Consider the following 16,760-nt stretch of genomic DNA (forward strand, 5'->3'; position numbering starts at 1 on the left):
ACACTCATGCAATTGAATGCCAAATTCAAAACCCTCCTCGCCTCCGCCGCCATCGCCGTCGGCCTGACTGCTTGCGGAGGTGGCTCCGGTGATGCCCAATCTTCACAAAGCAGCGGCGCGGCAACCGTTGCTGCCATCAAAGAAAAAGGCGTTATCCGTATCGGCGTATTCGGCGACAAACCTCCGTTCGGCTATGTTGACGCCAACGGCAAAAACCAAGGCTTTGACGTTGAAATCGCCAAAGACCTGGCCAAAGACCTGCTCGGCAGCCCCGACAAAGTCGAATTCGTCCTGACCGAGGCCGCAAACCGTGTCGAATACGTCCGTTCCGGCAAAGTCGACCTCATCCTCGCCAACTTCACCAAAACACCCGAACGCGCCGAAGCCGTCGATTTCGCCGATCCTTACATGAAAGTGGCCTTGGGCGTGGTTTCCCCCAAAGACAAACCGATTACCGACGTTGCGCAATTGAAAGACCAAACCCTGCTGGTCAACAAAGGCACCACCGCCGACGCCTTCTTCACCAAAAGCCATCCTGAAGTCAAACTGCTGAAATTCGACCAAAATACCGAAACCTTCGACGCACTGAAAGACGGCCGCGGCGTAGCACTCGCCCACGACAACGCCCTGCTGTGGGCATGGGCAAAAGAAAACCCGAATTTTGAAGTCGCCATCGGCAACCTCGGCCCTGCCGAATTCATCGCCCCAGCTGTTCAAAAAGGCAACACCGACCTCCTGAACTGGGTCAACGGCGAAATCGCCGCCATGAAAAAAGACGGCCGTCTGAAAGCCGCCTATGAAAAAACCCTCTTGCCCGTGTATGGCGAGAAAGTCAAACCGGAAGAATTGTTGGCGGAATAAACTGACTATTTTCTCGGCAAAAAGTCACTTTGCCGTATTTCAGCCATCCGATTTGTGATTGATTTAAACAAATATCATATCCAACGACAGGCCATCTGAACGTGCTATCGATACCTTCAGACGGCCCGTTGTTTAAAAACGAATAACATGATAACCTTTTAATAACGGATGAAATAATTCGTCCGATATTTCTACAAAGCAAAAAGGACTCTATCTTATGAACCGTCGTCAATTTATCGGCAGCGCTGCTGCTGTTTCCCTCACCGCCGCCGCTTCTTTCGCCCGTGCACACGACCACGCAGGCCATGCGCACCATGCCGGCCACGGCGAACACGCACATTCCGCACCACGCGCCTACGAAGCCGCGCGTAAAGCCGCCGCACATTGCGTTGACGCCGGCCAAATCTGCCTGGCGCACTGCATCGCCCTGTTGAGCGCAGGCGATACCTCCATGAAAGACTGCGCAGCCGGCGTCAATCAAATGTTGGCACTGTGCGGCACATTGCAAAACCTCGCCGCCCAAAATTCACGCCTGACTCCGTCTTTGGCAAAAGTGTGCATCGAAGCCTGCAAACAATGTTCCGCCGCCTGCAAAGAACACGCCGGCCACCACGCCGAGTGCAAAGCCTGCTACGAATCTTGCTTGGCCTGCATTAAAGAATGCGAAAAAATTGCCGTTTAAGCACTATTGAAAAAGGCCGTCTGAAATCTTTCAGACGGCCTTTTGTTTATGGTTTCGTTCACGCTATTCAGCTGCAAGCTCTTGCTCATCCAACAGCTTTTTCTTCACAACCGCAGGATTACCCGCGGCCACGCAATAAGGCGGCACATCTTTGGTAACCACCGAACCTGCGCCGATTACCGCGCCCTTGCCGATGGTAACGCCACCCATAATAATCACACGCCGGCCGATCCAAACATCGTCTTCAATCACAATCGGGCGAATGTCCGTATAGCCTTCAAAGCGGCGGGTTTCAGGGTTGAATTTGTGGTTGGTCGAATAAAACAGGCATTCCGGCCCCATCATCACGTTCTTGCCGAGGGTCAGGCCGTGGCAGATTTCGCAATTGACGCCGATACCCGAATTGTCGCCGATTACCGTATCCGGAAAAACATATCCGCCTTTTTCGATATTGACGTTTTTGCCGATGTTTGGGGAAATGCACGCAGCCAAAGCGGCGCGGAATTTTTGCGCAATCCGGCCGAAGGGTTTGCAATAAGACGGAGGCAACATTCCTCCCCAGACACGCAAAATACGCGTCAATATCCTTTTTTGCATGGATTCCGTCTCCTGTTCGTAAAAGCGTAATTATTAATCAGACTATTATTTTTCTTAAAGTTTCACATCTAGAAGAGGTTTTACATCCTCTTTTCAGTTGAATTACAGCCCGATTACACAATATTTGGTTTGAAACTCTATTCTAAACTGTTCTCGCCTGTTGCGAAACTGCCCGCTACGCAAAATATCCGCTTGACGAAACAGCCAAAAATAGCGAAAATCCCACGCTTAACTGAAGTACAGGCAAAACCCCTGTGCCCGCTTAATCGAAAGGAAATCAAATGAAACAAGGTATTCACCCGAACTACCACGAAATCAACGTTACCTGCTCTTGCGGCAACAAATTCGTAACCAAATCCGCAATGGAAAAAGACAGCTTCAACGTTGAGGTTTGCTCTCTGTGCCACCCTTTCTACACCGGTACTCAAAAAATCGTCGACACTACCGGTCGCGTGGACAAATTCAACAACAAATTCGGCAACCTGTTCAAACGCTAATTGCCGCTTTGTCAAAAAGACTGCTTCGTGCAGTCTTTTTTGCATTCAGGCCGTCTGAAACCTTTCTTTCAGACGGCCTCGCCATATCGGATAAACATCCTTTCCAATACCCGAAAAAAACCAGCGGTAAACATGATTTTTACAAAGCGCCCCGGTCCGGCATATCGCGCAAACCCGTCAAACCCTGTACCATTGCCATTCAAACCAACCGTTTTTTGACCTTCCATGCTGACTTACACACCGCCCGATCCGCGCCGCCCCCAAAAAACCCATGAAAAACCGTGGCTCTTACTGCTGATGGCCTTTGCCTGGCTGTGGCCGGGCGTGTTCTCGCATGACTTGTGGAACCCTGCCGAACCCTCCCTCTTTACCGCCTCCGAATCCATGAAAAACGGCGGCAGCCTGCTGGTTGCACAAATCTTCGGCCAACCCGACTTCACCATCTCCCCGGCTTTTTTGTGGGCGGCAACCGCATTCCAAACCCTGTTTTCGCCTTGGGCGGCCGATGCCTATGATGCCGCACGTTTTGCCGGCGTGGTATTCACCGCCATCGGACTGACCGCCTGCGGTTTTGCCGGTTTCAACTTTCTCGGCAGACACCACGGCCGCAGCGTTGTCTTAATCCTCATCGGCAGCATCGGTTTGCTGCCCATCGCCCACTTCCTCAATCCCATGTCGGCTGCTTTTGCCACATTTGGATTGATTCTGTGCGGCTTTTCACTGGCACGCCGCCGCGTCATTATTGCCATTTTGCTGTTGTGCGGCGGCTGGGTTTTACTCTCCCTTTCTTCAGGCTATCTGCTGACCGTGGCCATGATATTTTTAGCATTTGCCCTGTCGTTCCATCCCACTTGGCAGAGCAAACGCTATCTGCTGACCCTGATTGGCGCCATCGTCGTTTCCCTGCCCCTGCTGATTCTGTATCCGCTGGTTTTATCCAGAACCCATCCCGAATGGTTTGATATTTGGTTCAACCATTATTCCTTGGGCGTATTCGGCGGTTTCCATCATATTCAGACGGCCTTCAACCTGCCTTATTATCTGAAAAACCTGCTGTGGTTTACCCTGCCTGCTTGGCCGCTGGCAGCATGGACGCTCAGCCGCACGCGTATCCACGATAAAAACTGGGGCATTCTGAGCCTGTCGTGGCTGGTTATCATGACAGCCCTGCTCGCCATCAATCCGCAACGCCTGCAAGACAACCTCGTTTGGCTGCTGCCGCCGCTTGCCCTGCTCGGCGCGGCACAACTGGACGGCCTGCGTCGCGGCGCAGCGGCATTTATCAACTGGTTCGGCATCATGGCATTCGGTCTGATTGCCGTCTTCCTGTGGCTGGGCTTCTTCGCCATGAACTACGGCTGGCCCGCCAAACTGGCCGAACGCGCTGCCTATTTCAGCCCGTATTACATCCCCGACATCGACCCGATTCCGATGGCCGTCGCCCTGCTGTTTACCCCGTTATGGCTTTGGGCGATTACGCGTAAAAACATCCGTGGCCGCCAAGCCGTGACCAACTGGGCAGCCGGCGTTACCTTGGCCTGGGCTTTGCTGATGACCCTGTTTTTACCGTGGCTCAACGCCGCCAAAAGCCATGCGCCGGTAGTACACCAAATGGAAGCCGCGCTTTCTTCCGAATTGAAACAGAAACTTTCAGACGGCCTCGAATGTATCAGCATCGACGGTCAAGACCAGCGCACACGCATTGCGTGGACACAATACAGCCATATTAAAACCACGACCGACAACCCGTCCTGCCGCTACCGCCTCATCCGCCAAGCCGCCAACATCGGCGCACCTTCGGGCTGGCAAACCTTGTGGCAAGGCGCAAGACCGCGCAACAAAGCCGAGACTTTCCTATTGCTGGAAAAAACTGCGGCGCAGTAAATCACACCAGCCTCAAAACCGGAAATTCTCCGTTTAACAAAGGCCGTCTGAAAGAACTTTTATCCTTTCAGACGGCCTTTGACTTACTTTAACACCGCTTCCCGTACAATGGCCCTTTTCCCTTATCTGCCTAAAAACATGAAACCCAACCGCCTTTTGCCCCTCGTCCTCTTATTGGCCGCCCTCTCCGCCCATGCCAAAGATTTCATCATCTACGACCGCATGGACTACGTTGGCAAACCCGACCTGACCGCCGACAAACTCTCTAAAGTGTTCTTGGTTTACGAAAGCGAGCTGGTCAAACCCGATCCGACAGGCAAACGCAAACACGGCGTACTCAACGAAGCGCGTATCCGCGAATTGGCCAAACAATCGCGCCGCGAAGGCTACCGCATCATTTCCACCGACATCGAAAGCTGGTTTGCCGAAAAAGACGGCCAGCTGCTGACACCCGACGAATTGAGAACCGACTTCGCCCGGATGTACCAAATCTTCAGAGAAGAAAACCCGCGCGCCGTCATCAGCAACTACGGCATGCCTTCCGAACACCTGCACGGCATCCGCCACTACCGCCCCAACGTTGACAACGAAGCCATCTTGGCCAAATGGCGGCAAGTCAGCAAACGCCGTGCGCCCACCGCCGCCATCAGCGACTATGCCAATCCTGTGTTCTACATCACTTCCCCCGATTTGGTACAATGGGAAAAAGACGTGAAAACCGCCGTTGACGACATCCATCAACGCTTTCCCAACAAAAAAATCATCGGCTACATCTGGCCGCAATATTATTCGGCCACCAACAGCCCTTATTTCAAGCAGTTCATCGACCCCGTCCGCTGGCGCAAAATGCTCGAAATCAGCAAAAAATACACCGACGGCGTGATTATCTGGTCGGACAAACGCGATGAAAACAACCAAATCGTGCGTTGGAACGATCCGCGCATTCAAGCCACAATGAAAGCGACTCAAGCCTTCATCCATGCCAATGCCAAAGAAATCAAGGTAGAAGGTTTGCAGAAATATTAACAACAAGGCGGGCATGTTTGCCCGCCTCTTTATTTACCTACACAGCTGTCTGTATGTTTGACACAACATACAACAAACGACCGTGGCACCAACGCTTCTGCGTTCTTTCACACGTTTTTACCCGTTATTCCTAAGCGCAGGCCGTCTGAAAATTGCCCGAATATCCAATACCCTTTACAATACCCGTAATTAAAATACATTTTTCGACACTCCCCTCCTGCATGAGTTCCACACCCTTCATCGAAATGAAAGACGTTGCCTTCGCATATGGCGACCGTCCGATTCTGAACAACATCAACTTCAGCATTCCACAAGGCAATTTCGCCGCCGTAATGGGTGGTTCGGGCAGCGGTAAAACCACGCTGATGCGCCTGATTACGGGTCAAATCCGCCCGCAATCGGGTAAAGTGCTGATTGAAGGGCGTGACTTGGCCGCATTTTCGGCGCAGGAGCTGTACGAACACCGCCGCCGCATGGGCGTTTTGTTCCAACACGGTGCATTGTTTACCGACTTATCCGTCTTCGACAACATCGCCTTCCCCATGCGCGAGCTGACGGACTTACCCGAAGCGGTCATTCGCGATTTAGTATTGCTGAAACTGAATGCAGTCGGTTTGCGCGGCATTGAAAACCTGATGCCTTCCGAGCTTTCCGGCGGTATGTCGCGCCGCGTCGCCCTCGCGCGTACGATTGCGCTCGACCCTGAAATCATGTTGTATGACGAGCCTTTCACCGGCCTCGACCCGATTTCGCTGGGCGTTATCGCCCACCTCATCAGCCGCGCCAACAAAGCCCTGCGCTCCACCAGCGTGATGGTAACGCATGATATTGAAAAATCATTGGAAATCGTCGATCAAGTCATTTTCTTGGCACACGGCGAAATCATGTTCTCCGGCTCGTCCAAAGAAATGCGCGAACTCGACTCGCCTTGGGTGCGCCAGTTTGTCGGCGGTTTGGCAGACGGCCCCGTCGCCTACCGCTATCCGGCGCAAACGACTTTAAAACAAGACTTGCTGGGCTGATGTTCAGACGGCCTGAATTTTAAACAAGGCCGTCTGAAAACCATTTAACCAATCAACTGAAACCTATGAATTTTATCCGTTCCGTCGGGGCAAAAACCCTCGGCTTCATCCAATCGCTGGGCAGCATTACGCTGTTTTTCCTGCAGATCCTGGCCAAATCAGGCACGGCGTTTGCCCGCCCGCGCCTGAGCATCCGCCAGATTTACTTTGCAGGTGTGTTGTCTGTCCTGATTGTCGCCGTCTCCGGCCTGTTTGTCGGCATGGTATTGGGCTTGCAAGGCTATACGCAACTGGCAAAATTCAAATCCGCCGATATTTTGGGCTATATGGTTGCCGCTTCCCTGTTGCGCGAATTGGGTCCCGTATTGGCGGCCATTCTGTTTGCCAGCAGCGCGGGCGGTGCCATGACCAGCGAAATCGGTCTGATGAAAACCACCGAGCAGCTTGAAGCGATGAACGTGATGGCGGTCGACCCCGTGGCGCGCGTGGTTGCGCCGCGCTTTTGGGCGGGCGTGTTTTCCATGCCTTTGCTGGCGTCGATTTTCAACGTTGCCGGTATTTACGGCGCGTATTTGGTCGGCGTCGAATGGCTGGGTCTGGACGGCGGTATTTTCTGGTCGCAAATGCAAAACAACATTACCTTCCATTACGACGTCCTCAACGGCTTAATCAAATCCGCCGCTTTCGGCGTAGCCGTTACGTTAATCGCCGTACATCAGGGGTTTCACTGCGTACCGACTTCCGAAGGTATTTTGCGCGCCAGTACACGCACCGTAGTGTCTTCCGCCCTGACCATCCTCGCCGTCGACTTCATCTTGACCGCATGGATGTTTACCGACTAAAGGCCGTCTGAAACGACACTTAAAAAGAATGAAACAAGGACAATAGCACATGAAGAAAAATGCTTTGGAATTTTGGGTAGGACTGTTTGTCTTACTGGGCGCGGCCGCTATCGGCTTTCTCGCCTTCCGCGCCGCCGGCGGACAATCGTTCGGCAAATCATCACAAACCTACACCGTCTATGCCGATTTCAGCGACATCGGCGGCTTGAAAACCAACGCCCCGGTCAAATCCGCAGGCGTACTGGTGGGCCGCGTTGCCTCTATTCAGCTCGACCCTAAATCCTATCAGGCAAAAGTTGCCCTCAATCTGGACAGTCAATATCAGTTCAGCAGCGACGTTTCCGCACAAATCCTGACTTCAGGCTTGTTGGGCGAACAATACATCGGCCTGCAACAAGGCGGCGATACTGATTCTTTGGCGGCAGGCGACACCATTACCGTCACCAGCTCCGCCATGGTTTTGGAAAACCTTATCGGCAAATTCATGACCAGCTTTGCCGAAAAAAACGCAGACAGTGAATCTGCCGGTCAAAACAAACAATAAACACATATCAACCCAATATTCAGGACACTCCCATGAAAAAAACTTCCTTCATCAGCGCATTGAGCATCGGCGTATTGAGCATCAGCATGGCATTTGCCTCTCCTGCCGACGCAGTCAACCAAGTCCGTGAAAACTCCGTTCAAGTGCTGAAAATCCTCAACAGCGGCGATGCCAACACTGCACGCCAAAAAGCTGAAGCCTACGCCATCCCTTACTTCGACTTCCAACGCATGACAGCTTTGGCCGTCGGCAACCCATGGCGTACTGCAACTGACGCACAAAAACAAGCGTTGACTAAAGAGTTCCAAACCCTGCTGATCCGCACCTACTCCGGCACCATGCTGAAATTCAAAAACGCCAAGGTCAACATCAAAGACAACCCGGTCGTAAACAAAGGCGGTAAAGAAATCATCGTCCGCGCCGAAATCAACGTTTCCGGCCAAAAACCGGTCAACATGGACTTCACCACCTACCAAAGCGGCAGCAAATACCGCGCATATAATGTCGCAGTAGAAGGCGCAAGCTTGGTTACCGTATACCGCAACCAATTCGGCGAAACCATCAAAGCCAAAGGCATCGACGGCCTGATTGCCGACTTGAAAGCCAAAAACGGCGGTAAATAATCCACCCCCGCACCATGCCGCCTGATGTTCAGACGGCATGGTGCCTTACATCATAAAGACACCATGCAAACAGAAATCCGCAACGGCACGCTCTACATCAGCGGCGACGTTACCGTCAAAACCCTGACTGCCTCCGCCTTTGCGCGCTACGAACAACAATGCCGTCTGAAAGAAACAGACAGTATAGACTTCAGCCAAGTAGGCAAAGCAGATTCAGCCTGCGTTTCCCTGCTGCTCAACGCTCTGCGCCGGACAGACAAAAAACCGACCATTCAAAACATTCCCGATTCCGTCCGCGCACTGGCCGAACTTTACGAAATCAAAGACTGGTTGCAATCATGAAAAAAACCACCGCTTCACTCTGCCTCCTCATCAGCATAGCCTCCGCTCCCGCACTTGCCGAACGCAATCCAGCCGACCCTTACGAAGGCTACAACCGTACCGTTTCCAAGTTCAACGACAAAGCAGACAAATACGTCCTTTCCCCTGTCGCACGCGGTTATCGCAAAATAACGCCCAAACCGGTGCGTACCGGCGTGATCAACTTCTTCAACAACCTGCGCGATGTCGTCAGCTTCGGCAGCAATGTACTGCGCCTTGACGTCAAACGCGCCAGCGAAGACCTCGTCCGCGTCGGCATCAACACCACCTTCGGCCTTGGCGGTTTAATCGACGTAGCCGGTGCAGGCGGTGTGCCCAGCAATAAAAACACCCTCGGCGATACCTTCGCCTCATGGGGCTGGAAAAACAGCAACTACTTCGTTGTCCCCCTACTCGGCCCGTCTACCGTACGCGATACCGTCGGCAACGCCGTCACCACCGTCTATCCGGTTAAAAATGCCGTCTTCCACACCAGAGCAGGACGCTGGGGCACAATCGGCCTGCAAGCCATCAACACCCGTGAAGAACTGCTCGACCTGACCGACAGCCTCGAAGGTGCAGCCATCGACAAATACAGCTACACACGCGACCTTTACATGAAAGTCCGCACCCAACAAACCGGCGGCACGCTCCCTCAAAGCGAAGACGACAACATCGACATTGATGACTTAGTGGACAGCAATGCCACTTCCGAACCGGTAACAGCCCCTCAAACCGCTCCGGCAGAAATTCCCGATACAGCCAATCCCCAAACCCTGTATCAAACACCATCAGAAAACCTCTGATTGTTCCCAAAAATAAAGGCCGTCTGAAATTCAGACGGCCTTTATCCCCCAAAAGATAGCCAGTCCCCCACCTTTGCTATATCATTCAACTATACAGAAACCAAGGAAAACACCATGTACGAAGTCAACCGCAGCGTCTTCCTGCTTATCCCCCTCGATCCATTTTGGAACTGGCTGAAATCCCTGCCCGGCAATCACCTTGACGGCCTGACGCTTGAAGATATCCAAGCCGATGCAAACTCCTACCTCGTTCGCCCGTGCGAAACTGCCGACGAAGTATGGGACGAGATCGAAGCGCGTTTTGAAGACATTTTTGCTGCCGAATTGGCCGACTGGTGCGAAGACGAAAGCGAATGGCCGGATTTGGACGCCGACATTTTCAATGAATGGTTCGACATCCAACTCTCCACTGTGATTACCGACCTTGAACACGAACCAATCGCACGCGAAGAGTTCCAACCCATCAATCTCAACTGATGAAACTGACCGTCCGCAACTACCACCTCGACGGCTACGGCCACGTCAACAATGCGCGCTATCTCGAATTTCTCGAAGAAGCGCGCTGGACGTTTTTCCAAGAGCATGACCTTCTTTCCGAACTCAAAGGCATCATGCTCGTTGTTGCACGCGTTGACATCCGCTATCGCCGTCCGTCGCTCGAAGGCGATGTTTTAACCTTTACAGGCCGTCTGAAAGACATCGGCACACGCCACATCATCCTCAGCCAAACCGCGACCCTGCCCAACGGCAAAGCCGCCATCGAAGCCGAAGTGACCCTTATGCCCGTCAGCAGCGAAAGCGGCCGTAGCATCAGCATTCCCAAAACCTTAGCACACGCCATTCAAAACCTCGAATCATGAAAAAAATACTCACACTCCTTGCCATTGCCACGATTGGTGCGCTCCTTGCCTTCGTCCTTATCCCCAGCAACAAAGCCGCCCCTGATTTCGCCCTGCCCGACCTGCAAGGCAAAACCATTACCAATGCCGATTTGAAAGACAAAGTTACCCTCATTAACTTCTGGTTTCCCTCCTGCCCCGGCTGCGTGAGCGAAATGCCTAAAATCATCAAAACCGCCCAAGACTATCAAGGCAAAAACTTCCAAGTCCTCGGCATTGCCCAGCCCATCGACCCTATCGAAAGCGTCCATCAGTACGTCAAAGAATACGGCCTTCCCTTCACCGTCATGTACGATACCGACAAAACTGCCGCAAAAGCCTTTGGCACACAGGTTTACCCGACTTCCGTTCTGATCGACAAAAACGGAAACATCCTCAAAACCTACGTTGGCGAACCCAATTTCACCCAACTCTATCAAGAAATCGACCAAGCCCTCGCCCAATAAATCCAAGGCCGTCTGAAACCATATTTCAGACGGCCTAAAACCGAAATATCCTTTATAATAAGCAACATTTTATCCGTTCAGACACCAAGCTCCTCTATTAACAAAGGCCGTCTGAAACAACCGAATACCCATAAGAGAACATCATGAAATTCATCGACGAAGCAAAAATCGAAGTCGCCGCAGGCAAAGGCGGTAATGGCGCAACCAGTTTCCGCCGCGAAAAATTCGTACCGCGCGGCGGCCCTGACGGTGGCGACGGCGGCAAAGGCGGCAGCGTTTGGGCAGAAGCCGACGAAAACACCAACACCCTCGTCGAATACCGCTTCGTCAAACGCTACCAAGCCAAAAACGGCGAAAAAGGCCACGGCTCCGACCGCTACGGCGCAGGGGCGGACGACATCGTCCTCAAAATGCCCGTCGGCACCCTTATCCGCGACCTCGACACTGACGAAATCGTCGCCGACCTGACTTATCACGGCCAGCGCGTCTGCCTCGCCAAAGGCGGCAAAGGCGGCTTGGGCAATATCCACTTCAAATCGTCTGTCAACCGCGCCCCAAAACAATCCACGCCCGGCGAAGAAGGCGAAACCCGTTCCCTGCAACTCGAACTCAAAGTCCTCGCCGATGTCGGCTTATTAGGCATGCCCAACGCCGGCAAATCCACCCTGATTACCGCCGTCTCCGCCGCACGCCCCAAAATCGCCAACTACCCCTTCACCACCCTGCATCCGAATTTAGGCGTCGTGCGCATCGACGAAAACCACAGCTTCGTCATGGCCGACATCCCCGGCCTGATTGAAGGCGCAGCAGAAGGCGCAGGCCTCGGCCACCGCTTCCTCAAACACCTATCGCGCACCGGCCTGCTGTTGCACGTTGTCGATTTGGCGCCCTTCGACGAAACCGTCAATCCCGCCGAAGAAGCACTCGCCATCATCAACGAATTGCGCAAATACGATGAAGAACTTTACGGCAAACCGCGCTGGCTGGTTCTGAACAAACTCGACATGCTTGACGAAGAAGAAGCCCAAGCGCGAACAACCGCCTTCCTCGAAGCCATCGGCTGGAATTACCCCAAACCAGACGACCGCTTCCAATTCGACATGGAAACCCCGCGCCTCTTCCAAATCAGCGCCCTGACCCATCAAGGCACGCAGGAGTTGGTACACCAAATCAACCAATACCTAACCGAGAAAAAACGCATCGAAGCCGAAAAAACAGAAGCAGAACAGGCAGCGGCAAAAGCCGAAATTGCCGAGCAGCAGCCTAAAACGGATACTGGCGTGTTTAAGCCGGAGTAAAAAAATTTCAGACGGCCTTTTTTATCCACAGGCCGTCTGAAAATACAAAACATAGGGCGGGTTTTATACCTGCCCTTTCGGTAAGCAGCATTCTCCTTTTTTCAAAAATCAAACGATAAAGTAACAACGGACACAGCCATAAATTTGTTTTAGAATTCTATAACCGTATTCAATTTATAAACGCCGTTAAAGCATGATTAAGACGGCCTCTACACCAAACGACAACCTTTAGCGAAACCTCATGACCACCATCTACAACACCCTTACCCGTCAAAAAGAACCCTTCACCCCCATCGACCCTAAAAACGTGCGTATGTACGTTTGCGGTATGACTGTTTACGACTACTGCCACTTAGGCCATGCCCGTGTGATGGTTGTGTTCGACATGATTGCCCGTTGGTTGCGTGAGTGTGGCTATCCGCTTACTTATGTACGCAACATCACCGACATCGACGACAAAATCATTGCCCGCGCGGCTGAAAACAGCGAAACCATTGGCGAGCTGACCGCGCGTTTCATTCAGGCTATGCACGAAGATGCCGATGCTTTGGGCGTGTTGCGTCCGGATATTGAGCCGAAGGCAACGGAAAACATCCCGCAAATGATTGCCATGATTGAAACCCTGATTCAAAACGGCAAGGCATATTCTGCCTCAAACGGCGACGTTTACTACGCCGTGCGCGAGTTTTCGGCTTACGGACAATTATCGGGCAAATCGTTGGACGACCTGCGCGCAGGCGAGCGTGTGGAAGTGGACGGTTTCAAACGCGATCCGCTTGATTTTGTGTTGTGGAAAGCCGCCAAAGCAGGCGAGCCGGCATGGGAAAGCCCGTGGGGTAACGGCCGTCCGGGCTGGCACATCGAATGCTCTGCCATGAGTGAAAACCTGTTCGGCGATACCTTCGACATCCACGGCGGTGGCGCGGATTTGCAATTCCCGCACCATGAAAACGAAATTGCTCAAAGCGTCGGCGCCAGCGGCCATACCTGCGGTCACGACCACGCGCAAACCCATCACGGACAAAGCATTGCCAGCCACGTCAAATACTGGCTGCACAACGGCTTCATCCGTGTGGACGGCGAAAAAATGTCCAAATCGTTGGGCAACTTCTTCACCATCCGCGAAGTGTTGAAACAATACGACCCTGAAGTCGTGCGCTTCTTCATCCTACGCGCCCACTACCGCAGCCCACTGAACTACTCCGACGCGCATTTGGACGACGCAAAAGGTGCGTTGACCCGCCTGTACACCACGTTGAAAAACACTCCTGCGGCTGAGTTTGATTTGTCTGAAAACGCCAACGACTACACCCGCCGCTTCTACGCCGCCATGAACGACGATTTCGGTACGGTCGAAGCAGTTGCCGTGTTGTTTGAGCTGGCAGGCGAAGTGAACAAAACCAATGATGCACACCTCGCCGGCTGCCTGAAAGCTTTGGGCGGCATCATCGGCCTGCTGCAACGCGATCCGATTGAGTTTCTGCAAGGCGGTGCCGTTTCAGACGGCCTGTCCAACGAGGAAATCGACGATTTGATCGCCCGACGCAAACAGGCACGCGCGGATAAAAACTGGGCGGAATCCGACCGTATCCGCGACCTTCTGAACGAACACAAAATCATTCTGGAAGACAACGCCGGCGGTACGACTTGGCGCCGCGGTTGATTTCATGGCATAGATAAAAGGCCGTCTGAAACTGTTTTTCAGACGGCCTTTTTAATTTTGGTATTTCAAAAAGTGCGCAAACATCGCGCCCTTTGTTTAAAACATTACTTCATTTATGCGCCAAATACTTTCAGACGGCCTTCGATTGGTTGGAAGGCTTTTTCACCGGCTGGAGCCGCGATACCGCCAATCACCATTTGCGCACGCAACAACCAGCTTTCCGGCAAGTTCCATTCTTTGGCAATGGCCGCATCAGGCAGCGGATTGTAGTGTTGCAGATTGGCGCCGATACCGGCAGCCGCCAATGTTGTCCACACGGCATATTGCACCATGGCATTTGCCTGATCCGCCCAGATCGGGAAGTTGGCCGCATAAGATGGGAACTTCTCTTGCAAGCCTTTGACAACATCTTGATCTTCAAAGAACAAAACTGTCGCCGCGCCTGCTTTAAACAAGTTCAGTTTTTGCGCAGTGGCTTCAAACTGCTCGGCAGGGACAATTGCACGCAAAGCTTCTTCGACAAAATGCCACACTTTGGCATGTTCTTCGCCAAATAATACGACCACTCGGGCAGATTGCGAATTAAAAGAAGACGGCGTATGCAAAACGGCGTGTTCGATGATTTTGGTTACTTCCTCATTGGACAGAGGCAGGGTGTTGTTCAATGCATAGATAGAACGACGGGTTTCAGCAGCTTGTTGCAAAACAGAATAAGTCATGATCTTTTCCTTAAATTAATCTTTATCTTTACCAAAAACGTTATCCAAAGCCCACGCTCCGCCGCCGGCTACTGCCAGGTACAAAAATACGAAGCAGAACAAAACGGCAGATTCCCCCTGGTTGGCCAATGGAAACAAAACATTACCAGAAGACGCGTGCGCCATAAAGTAGGCGACTGCCATCTGACCGGACAAAACAAACGCGGCCGGACGGGTGAACAGGCCCAATATCAATAAGATACCGCCGACAATTTCCAAAATACCGGCCACCAGCATCAAGCCTTCGGGCGCGCCGCCCATGGACATCGGAAAACTGAAAAACTTGGCCGTGCCATGCAGCAAAAACAGATACGCCGTCACAATGCGCAAGACAGACAATACAACAGGTTGGAATGATTTGAGGGCTGACATCTTAATAATCCTTATCTTAAATGGCTACCTGAAAGAGGTAGGGAGCAATTTCAATAAGTGCAGTATAGATAATTCCCAGTAAGAGATATATACTCGAATTATTGATACAACGTTTCCTAATAAGAAATCATGGACACCCTATTCAGCCTAAAAGTTTTCCGCCAAGTTGTTCAAAGCGGCAGTTTTACCCGTGCCGCCGATCAGCTCGAAATCTCCACCGCCATGGCCAGCAAACACGTCAGCCATCTGGAAAACACCATACAAGCCAAGCTCTTACACCGCAACAACCGCAACCTTCATCTAACCGAAGCAGGCGAAGAATACTACCGCCAATGCAGCTACGCACTGGATACCTTGGACACCGCCGCCCAAAAAGTGGCAGGCGGTGCCGACACGCCGCAAGGTATGTTGCGCGTTACCATGCCCCTGTGGTTTGCAGGCGGCAACATGAGCGCATGGTTGGCCGAATACCGCCAACGTTATCCCAAAGTCACGCTCGACCTCGTCCTCGACAACCGCCATATCGACCTCATCGCCGAAGGTTTCGACCTTGCCTTGCGTGTTTCCAAAACCCCCTCCCCTTCGCTGATCGTCAAACCGCTGGCCAAAATTGAGTTCGTCCTACTTGCCGCCCCCGACTACCTTGCCCAACACGGCACACCCGATACACCCGAAGCCGTCATGCAGCATCAAGCCATCCTGCCTTCCTATACCAGTCAACAAGACTGGGAAATTACCCACCGCCACACCGGAGAAAAAGCCATTCTCCACCTCTCCCCCGTTATCCGCAGCGACAACACGCTGATGATACGCGAGCTGATTAAAGCAGGCGCAGGCATAGGCTATCAGCCCCTTTGGGCGGTCCAGCAGGAATTAAAGGACGGCACATTGGTCCAACTCCTGCCCGATTACACCATCTGGACAGACCAGCTTAACGCCACCTATGTCGACAGGGCCTTTCTCAGCGCGAAAGTGCGCAGCTTTATCGACTTCTTCAATGAAAAAATATCGGAAGGATAAACATCAAGGCCGTCTGAAACACTTTTCAGACGGCCTTTAATCAAAGCAACAATCCAATCAATAATTGGTCGAGCAGAACTGTTCACGTTTGTCCGCATCGGCGGCATAGCATGTCAAACCCATGCCTGACGCATTGCTGTTGTTCGCTTTCGCACCCGGTTTCTTGTTCACCAAAACCTTACCGTTTTTACCGATTTCAATGGTTACGCCTTTGCCGTTTTTCAGCTTCCATTTCAACACTTGCGCATCGGCACTTTGGCACTTGCTGACCGTACAGCCGCCTTCTGTCGCAACATTACCGTTTTTATAAATCACGCACTGCTGCTGGCTGTCGGTACAAGCCGCATAAGCAGCAACGGAGAAACAGGAAATCAGCGCGGCAAACAAAACAGGTTTCATGGTTTGAACTCCTAAGGTTGTGATGATGGGTTTGTAATATTTGGAACTATACGCTTGTTTATATCGGTAAGCCATCAAGTATGATGGCAAACAATATATTTACAGCAACTACTCCTCCCCCTCTTTTCTTTATACAGGAATCTACCTTCTGTTAGCTCATC

The 16,760-nt window shown here is 52.3% G+C and carries 21 protein-coding genes; 17 read left to right on the forward strand and 4 right to left on the reverse strand.

Features of this window, described 5'->3' with window-relative positions; translation table 11 throughout:
- The first annotated feature begins 6 nt into the window (after positions 1 to 6).
- Complete coding sequence (locus tag ACTHUF_RS04970) at positions 7 to 861, forward strand: amino acid ABC transporter substrate-binding protein (RefSeq protein WP_440407280.1); 855 nt, start codon at positions 7 to 9, stop codon at positions 859 to 861.
- 217 nt (positions 862 to 1,078) lie between these two features.
- Entirely contained in the window at positions 1,079 to 1,543 is a 465-nt protein-coding gene (locus tag ACTHUF_RS04975) for a four-helix bundle copper-binding protein (RefSeq protein ID WP_440407281.1), read from the forward strand.
- Positions 1,544 to 1,606: 63 nt separating this feature from the next.
- Here ACTHUF_RS04975 and ACTHUF_RS04980 read toward each other — a convergent pair whose 3' ends face one another.
- Positions 1,607 to 2,140: an acyltransferase gene (locus ACTHUF_RS04980; RefSeq protein WP_440407282.1), complete on the reverse strand. Its 534-nt coding sequence runs from the start codon at positions 2,138 to 2,140 to the stop codon at positions 1,607 to 1,609.
- Positions 2,141 to 2,421: 281 nt separating this feature from the next.
- Between ACTHUF_RS04980 and rpmE the strand changes: the two genes are divergently transcribed.
- The 14 genes from rpmE to cysS all read left to right on the forward strand — a co-directional run bounded on the left by rpmE (position 2,422) and on the right by cysS (position 14,050).
- Positions 2,422 to 2,637, forward strand: a complete 216-nt coding sequence (rpmE, locus tag ACTHUF_RS04985; RefSeq protein WP_003681847.1) for a 50S ribosomal protein L31 — start codon at positions 2,422 to 2,424, stop codon at positions 2,635 to 2,637.
- 225 nt (positions 2,638 to 2,862) lie between these two features.
- Positions 2,863 to 4,521, forward strand: coding sequence for an ArnT family glycosyltransferase (locus ACTHUF_RS04990; RefSeq protein ID WP_440407283.1), 1,659 nt, complete (start codon positions 2,863 to 2,865; stop codon positions 4,519 to 4,521).
- 108 nt (positions 4,522 to 4,629) lie between these two features.
- The gene (locus ACTHUF_RS04995; RefSeq protein ID WP_440407337.1) at positions 4,630 to 5,547 is read left to right on the forward strand and encodes a hypothetical protein; all 918 of its coding nucleotides are present in this window, start codon (positions 4,630 to 4,632) and stop codon (positions 5,545 to 5,547) included.
- A 221-nt stretch (positions 5,548 to 5,768) separates the two neighbouring features.
- Positions 5,769 to 6,569, forward strand: coding sequence for an ABC transporter ATP-binding protein (locus ACTHUF_RS05000; protein ID WP_440407284.1), 801 nt, complete (start codon positions 5,769 to 5,771; stop codon positions 6,567 to 6,569).
- Positions 6,570 to 6,634: 65 nt separating this feature from the next.
- A complete protein-coding gene (gene mlaE, locus ACTHUF_RS05005; RefSeq protein WP_003748013.1) occupies positions 6,635 to 7,411 on the forward strand; it encodes a lipid asymmetry maintenance ABC transporter permease subunit MlaE in 777 nt (258 codons plus the stop codon).
- Positions 7,412 to 7,460: 49 nt separating this feature from the next.
- Positions 7,461 to 7,955 carry an outer membrane lipid asymmetry maintenance protein MlaD gene (gene mlaD / locus ACTHUF_RS05010; protein WP_049329454.1) on the forward strand — a complete coding sequence of 165 codons (495 nt, stop codon included), beginning with the start codon at positions 7,461 to 7,463 and terminating at the stop codon, positions 7,953 to 7,955.
- Positions 7,956 to 7,987: 32 nt separating this feature from the next.
- Positions 7,988 to 8,578 carry an MlaC/ttg2D family ABC transporter substrate-binding protein gene (locus ACTHUF_RS05015; protein ID WP_440407285.1) on the forward strand — a complete coding sequence of 197 codons (591 nt, stop codon included), beginning with the start codon at positions 7,988 to 7,990 and terminating at the stop codon, positions 8,576 to 8,578.
- Between the two features lie 63 nt (positions 8,579 to 8,641).
- Complete coding sequence (locus tag ACTHUF_RS05020) at positions 8,642 to 8,920, forward strand: STAS domain-containing protein (protein ID WP_036493932.1); 279 nt, start codon at positions 8,642 to 8,644, stop codon at positions 8,918 to 8,920.
- Entirely contained in the window at positions 8,917 to 9,744 is an 828-nt protein-coding gene (locus ACTHUF_RS05025; protein ID WP_049335811.1) for an MlaA family lipoprotein, read from the forward strand. The genes ACTHUF_RS05020 and ACTHUF_RS05025 overlap by 4 nt, the downstream gene beginning before the upstream one ends.
- 114 nt (positions 9,745 to 9,858) lie before the next feature.
- Positions 9,859 to 10,221 carry a hypothetical protein gene (locus tag ACTHUF_RS05030; protein WP_003681812.1) on the forward strand — a complete coding sequence of 121 codons (363 nt, stop codon included), beginning with the start codon at positions 9,859 to 9,861 and terminating at the stop codon, positions 10,219 to 10,221.
- Positions 10,221 to 10,604 (forward strand): acyl-CoA thioesterase, encoded by a 384-nt coding sequence (locus ACTHUF_RS05035; RefSeq protein WP_440364047.1) that lies wholly within the window; start codon positions 10,221 to 10,223, stop codon positions 10,602 to 10,604. The genes ACTHUF_RS05030 and ACTHUF_RS05035 overlap by 1 nt, the downstream gene beginning before the upstream one ends.
- The gene (locus ACTHUF_RS05040; protein WP_440364048.1) at positions 10,601 to 11,089 is read left to right on the forward strand and encodes a peroxiredoxin family protein; all 489 of its coding nucleotides are present in this window, start codon (positions 10,601 to 10,603) and stop codon (positions 11,087 to 11,089) included. Before ACTHUF_RS05035 ends, ACTHUF_RS05040 begins: the two co-directional genes overlap by 4 nt.
- 143 nt (positions 11,090 to 11,232) lie before the next feature.
- The gene (gene obgE, locus ACTHUF_RS05045; protein ID WP_440407286.1) at positions 11,233 to 12,387 is read left to right on the forward strand and encodes a GTPase ObgE; all 1,155 of its coding nucleotides are present in this window, start codon (positions 11,233 to 11,235) and stop codon (positions 12,385 to 12,387) included.
- Between the two features lie 241 nt (positions 12,388 to 12,628).
- Positions 12,629 to 14,050, forward strand: coding sequence for a cysteine--tRNA ligase (gene cysS, locus ACTHUF_RS05050; RefSeq protein WP_440407287.1), 1,422 nt, complete (start codon positions 12,629 to 12,631; stop codon positions 14,048 to 14,050).
- A 113-nt stretch (positions 14,051 to 14,163) separates the two neighbouring features.
- On the opposite strand, the gene ACTHUF_RS05055 is transcribed toward cysS, so the two are convergent.
- Positions 14,164 to 14,769 carry a nitroreductase family protein gene (locus ACTHUF_RS05055; protein WP_440407288.1) on the reverse strand — a complete coding sequence of 202 codons (606 nt, stop codon included), beginning with the start codon at positions 14,767 to 14,769 and terminating at the stop codon, positions 14,164 to 14,166.
- 15 nt (positions 14,770 to 14,784) lie between these two features.
- Complete coding sequence (locus ACTHUF_RS05060; RefSeq protein WP_036492177.1) at positions 14,785 to 15,180, reverse strand: DoxX family protein; 396 nt, start codon at positions 15,178 to 15,180, stop codon at positions 14,785 to 14,787.
- Between the two features lie 129 nt (positions 15,181 to 15,309).
- On the opposite strand from ACTHUF_RS05060, the gene ACTHUF_RS05065 reads away from it, so the two are divergent.
- Positions 15,310 to 16,200 carry a LysR family transcriptional regulator gene (locus tag ACTHUF_RS05065; protein ID WP_315093365.1) on the forward strand — a complete coding sequence of 297 codons (891 nt, stop codon included), beginning with the start codon at positions 15,310 to 15,312 and terminating at the stop codon, positions 16,198 to 16,200.
- 57 nt (positions 16,201 to 16,257) lie between these two features.
- Here the strand turns inward: ACTHUF_RS05065 and ACTHUF_RS05070 are convergent, their stop codons facing one another.
- Positions 16,258 to 16,599, reverse strand: coding sequence for a hypothetical protein (locus ACTHUF_RS05070; protein ID WP_315093363.1), 342 nt, complete (start codon positions 16,597 to 16,599; stop codon positions 16,258 to 16,260).
- Positions 16,600 to 16,760 lie beyond the last annotated feature (161 nt).

Origin of the sequence: Neisseria sp. P0024.S006 (genome assembly GCF_051956595.1) — a bacterium.
Lineage (GTDB): Bacteria > Pseudomonadota > Gammaproteobacteria > Burkholderiales > Neisseriaceae > Neisseria.

Coding starts and splice junctions, on each gene's coding strand:
- ACTHUF_RS04970 (WP_440407280.1), top strand. CDS start 7: ATGCAATTGAATGCCAAATTCAAAACCCTCCTCGCCTCCGCCGCCATC.
- ACTHUF_RS04975 (WP_440407281.1), top strand. CDS start 1,079: ATGAACCGTCGTCAATTTATCGGCAGCGCTGCTGCTGTTTCCCTCACC.
- ACTHUF_RS04980 (WP_440407282.1), bottom strand. CDS start 2,140: ATGCAAAAAAGGATATTGACGCGTATTTTGCGTGTCTGGGGAGGAATG.
- rpmE (WP_003681847.1), top strand. CDS start 2,422: ATGAAACAAGGTATTCACCCGAACTACCACGAAATCAACGTTACCTGC.
- ACTHUF_RS04990 (WP_440407283.1), top strand. CDS start 2,863: ATGCTGACTTACACACCGCCCGATCCGCGCCGCCCCCAAAAAACCCAT.
- ACTHUF_RS04995 (WP_440407337.1), top strand. CDS start 4,630: ATGGCCCTTTTCCCTTATCTGCCTAAAAACATGAAACCCAACCGCCTT.
- ACTHUF_RS05000 (WP_440407284.1), top strand. CDS start 5,769: ATGAGTTCCACACCCTTCATCGAAATGAAAGACGTTGCCTTCGCATAT.
- mlaE (WP_003748013.1), top strand. CDS start 6,635: ATGAATTTTATCCGTTCCGTCGGGGCAAAAACCCTCGGCTTCATCCAA.
- mlaD (WP_049329454.1), top strand. CDS start 7,461: ATGAAGAAAAATGCTTTGGAATTTTGGGTAGGACTGTTTGTCTTACTG.
- ACTHUF_RS05015 (WP_440407285.1), top strand. CDS start 7,988: ATGAAAAAAACTTCCTTCATCAGCGCATTGAGCATCGGCGTATTGAGC.
- ACTHUF_RS05020 (WP_036493932.1), top strand. CDS start 8,642: ATGCAAACAGAAATCCGCAACGGCACGCTCTACATCAGCGGCGACGTT.
- ACTHUF_RS05025 (WP_049335811.1), top strand. CDS start 8,917: ATGAAAAAAACCACCGCTTCACTCTGCCTCCTCATCAGCATAGCCTCC.
- ACTHUF_RS05030 (WP_003681812.1), top strand. CDS start 9,859: ATGTACGAAGTCAACCGCAGCGTCTTCCTGCTTATCCCCCTCGATCCA.
- ACTHUF_RS05035 (WP_440364047.1), top strand. CDS start 10,221: ATGAAACTGACCGTCCGCAACTACCACCTCGACGGCTACGGCCACGTC.
- ACTHUF_RS05040 (WP_440364048.1), top strand. CDS start 10,601: ATGAAAAAAATACTCACACTCCTTGCCATTGCCACGATTGGTGCGCTC.
- obgE (WP_440407286.1), top strand. CDS start 11,233: ATGAAATTCATCGACGAAGCAAAAATCGAAGTCGCCGCAGGCAAAGGC.
- cysS (WP_440407287.1), top strand. CDS start 12,629: ATGACCACCATCTACAACACCCTTACCCGTCAAAAAGAACCCTTCACC.
- ACTHUF_RS05055 (WP_440407288.1), bottom strand. CDS start 14,769: ATGACTTATTCTGTTTTGCAACAAGCTGCTGAAACCCGTCGTTCTATC.
- ACTHUF_RS05060 (WP_036492177.1), bottom strand. CDS start 15,180: ATGTCAGCCCTCAAATCATTCCAACCTGTTGTATTGTCTGTCTTGCGC.
- ACTHUF_RS05065 (WP_315093365.1), top strand. CDS start 15,310: ATGGACACCCTATTCAGCCTAAAAGTTTTCCGCCAAGTTGTTCAAAGC.
- ACTHUF_RS05070 (WP_315093363.1), bottom strand. CDS start 16,599: ATGAAACCTGTTTTGTTTGCCGCGCTGATTTCCTGTTTCTCCGTTGCT.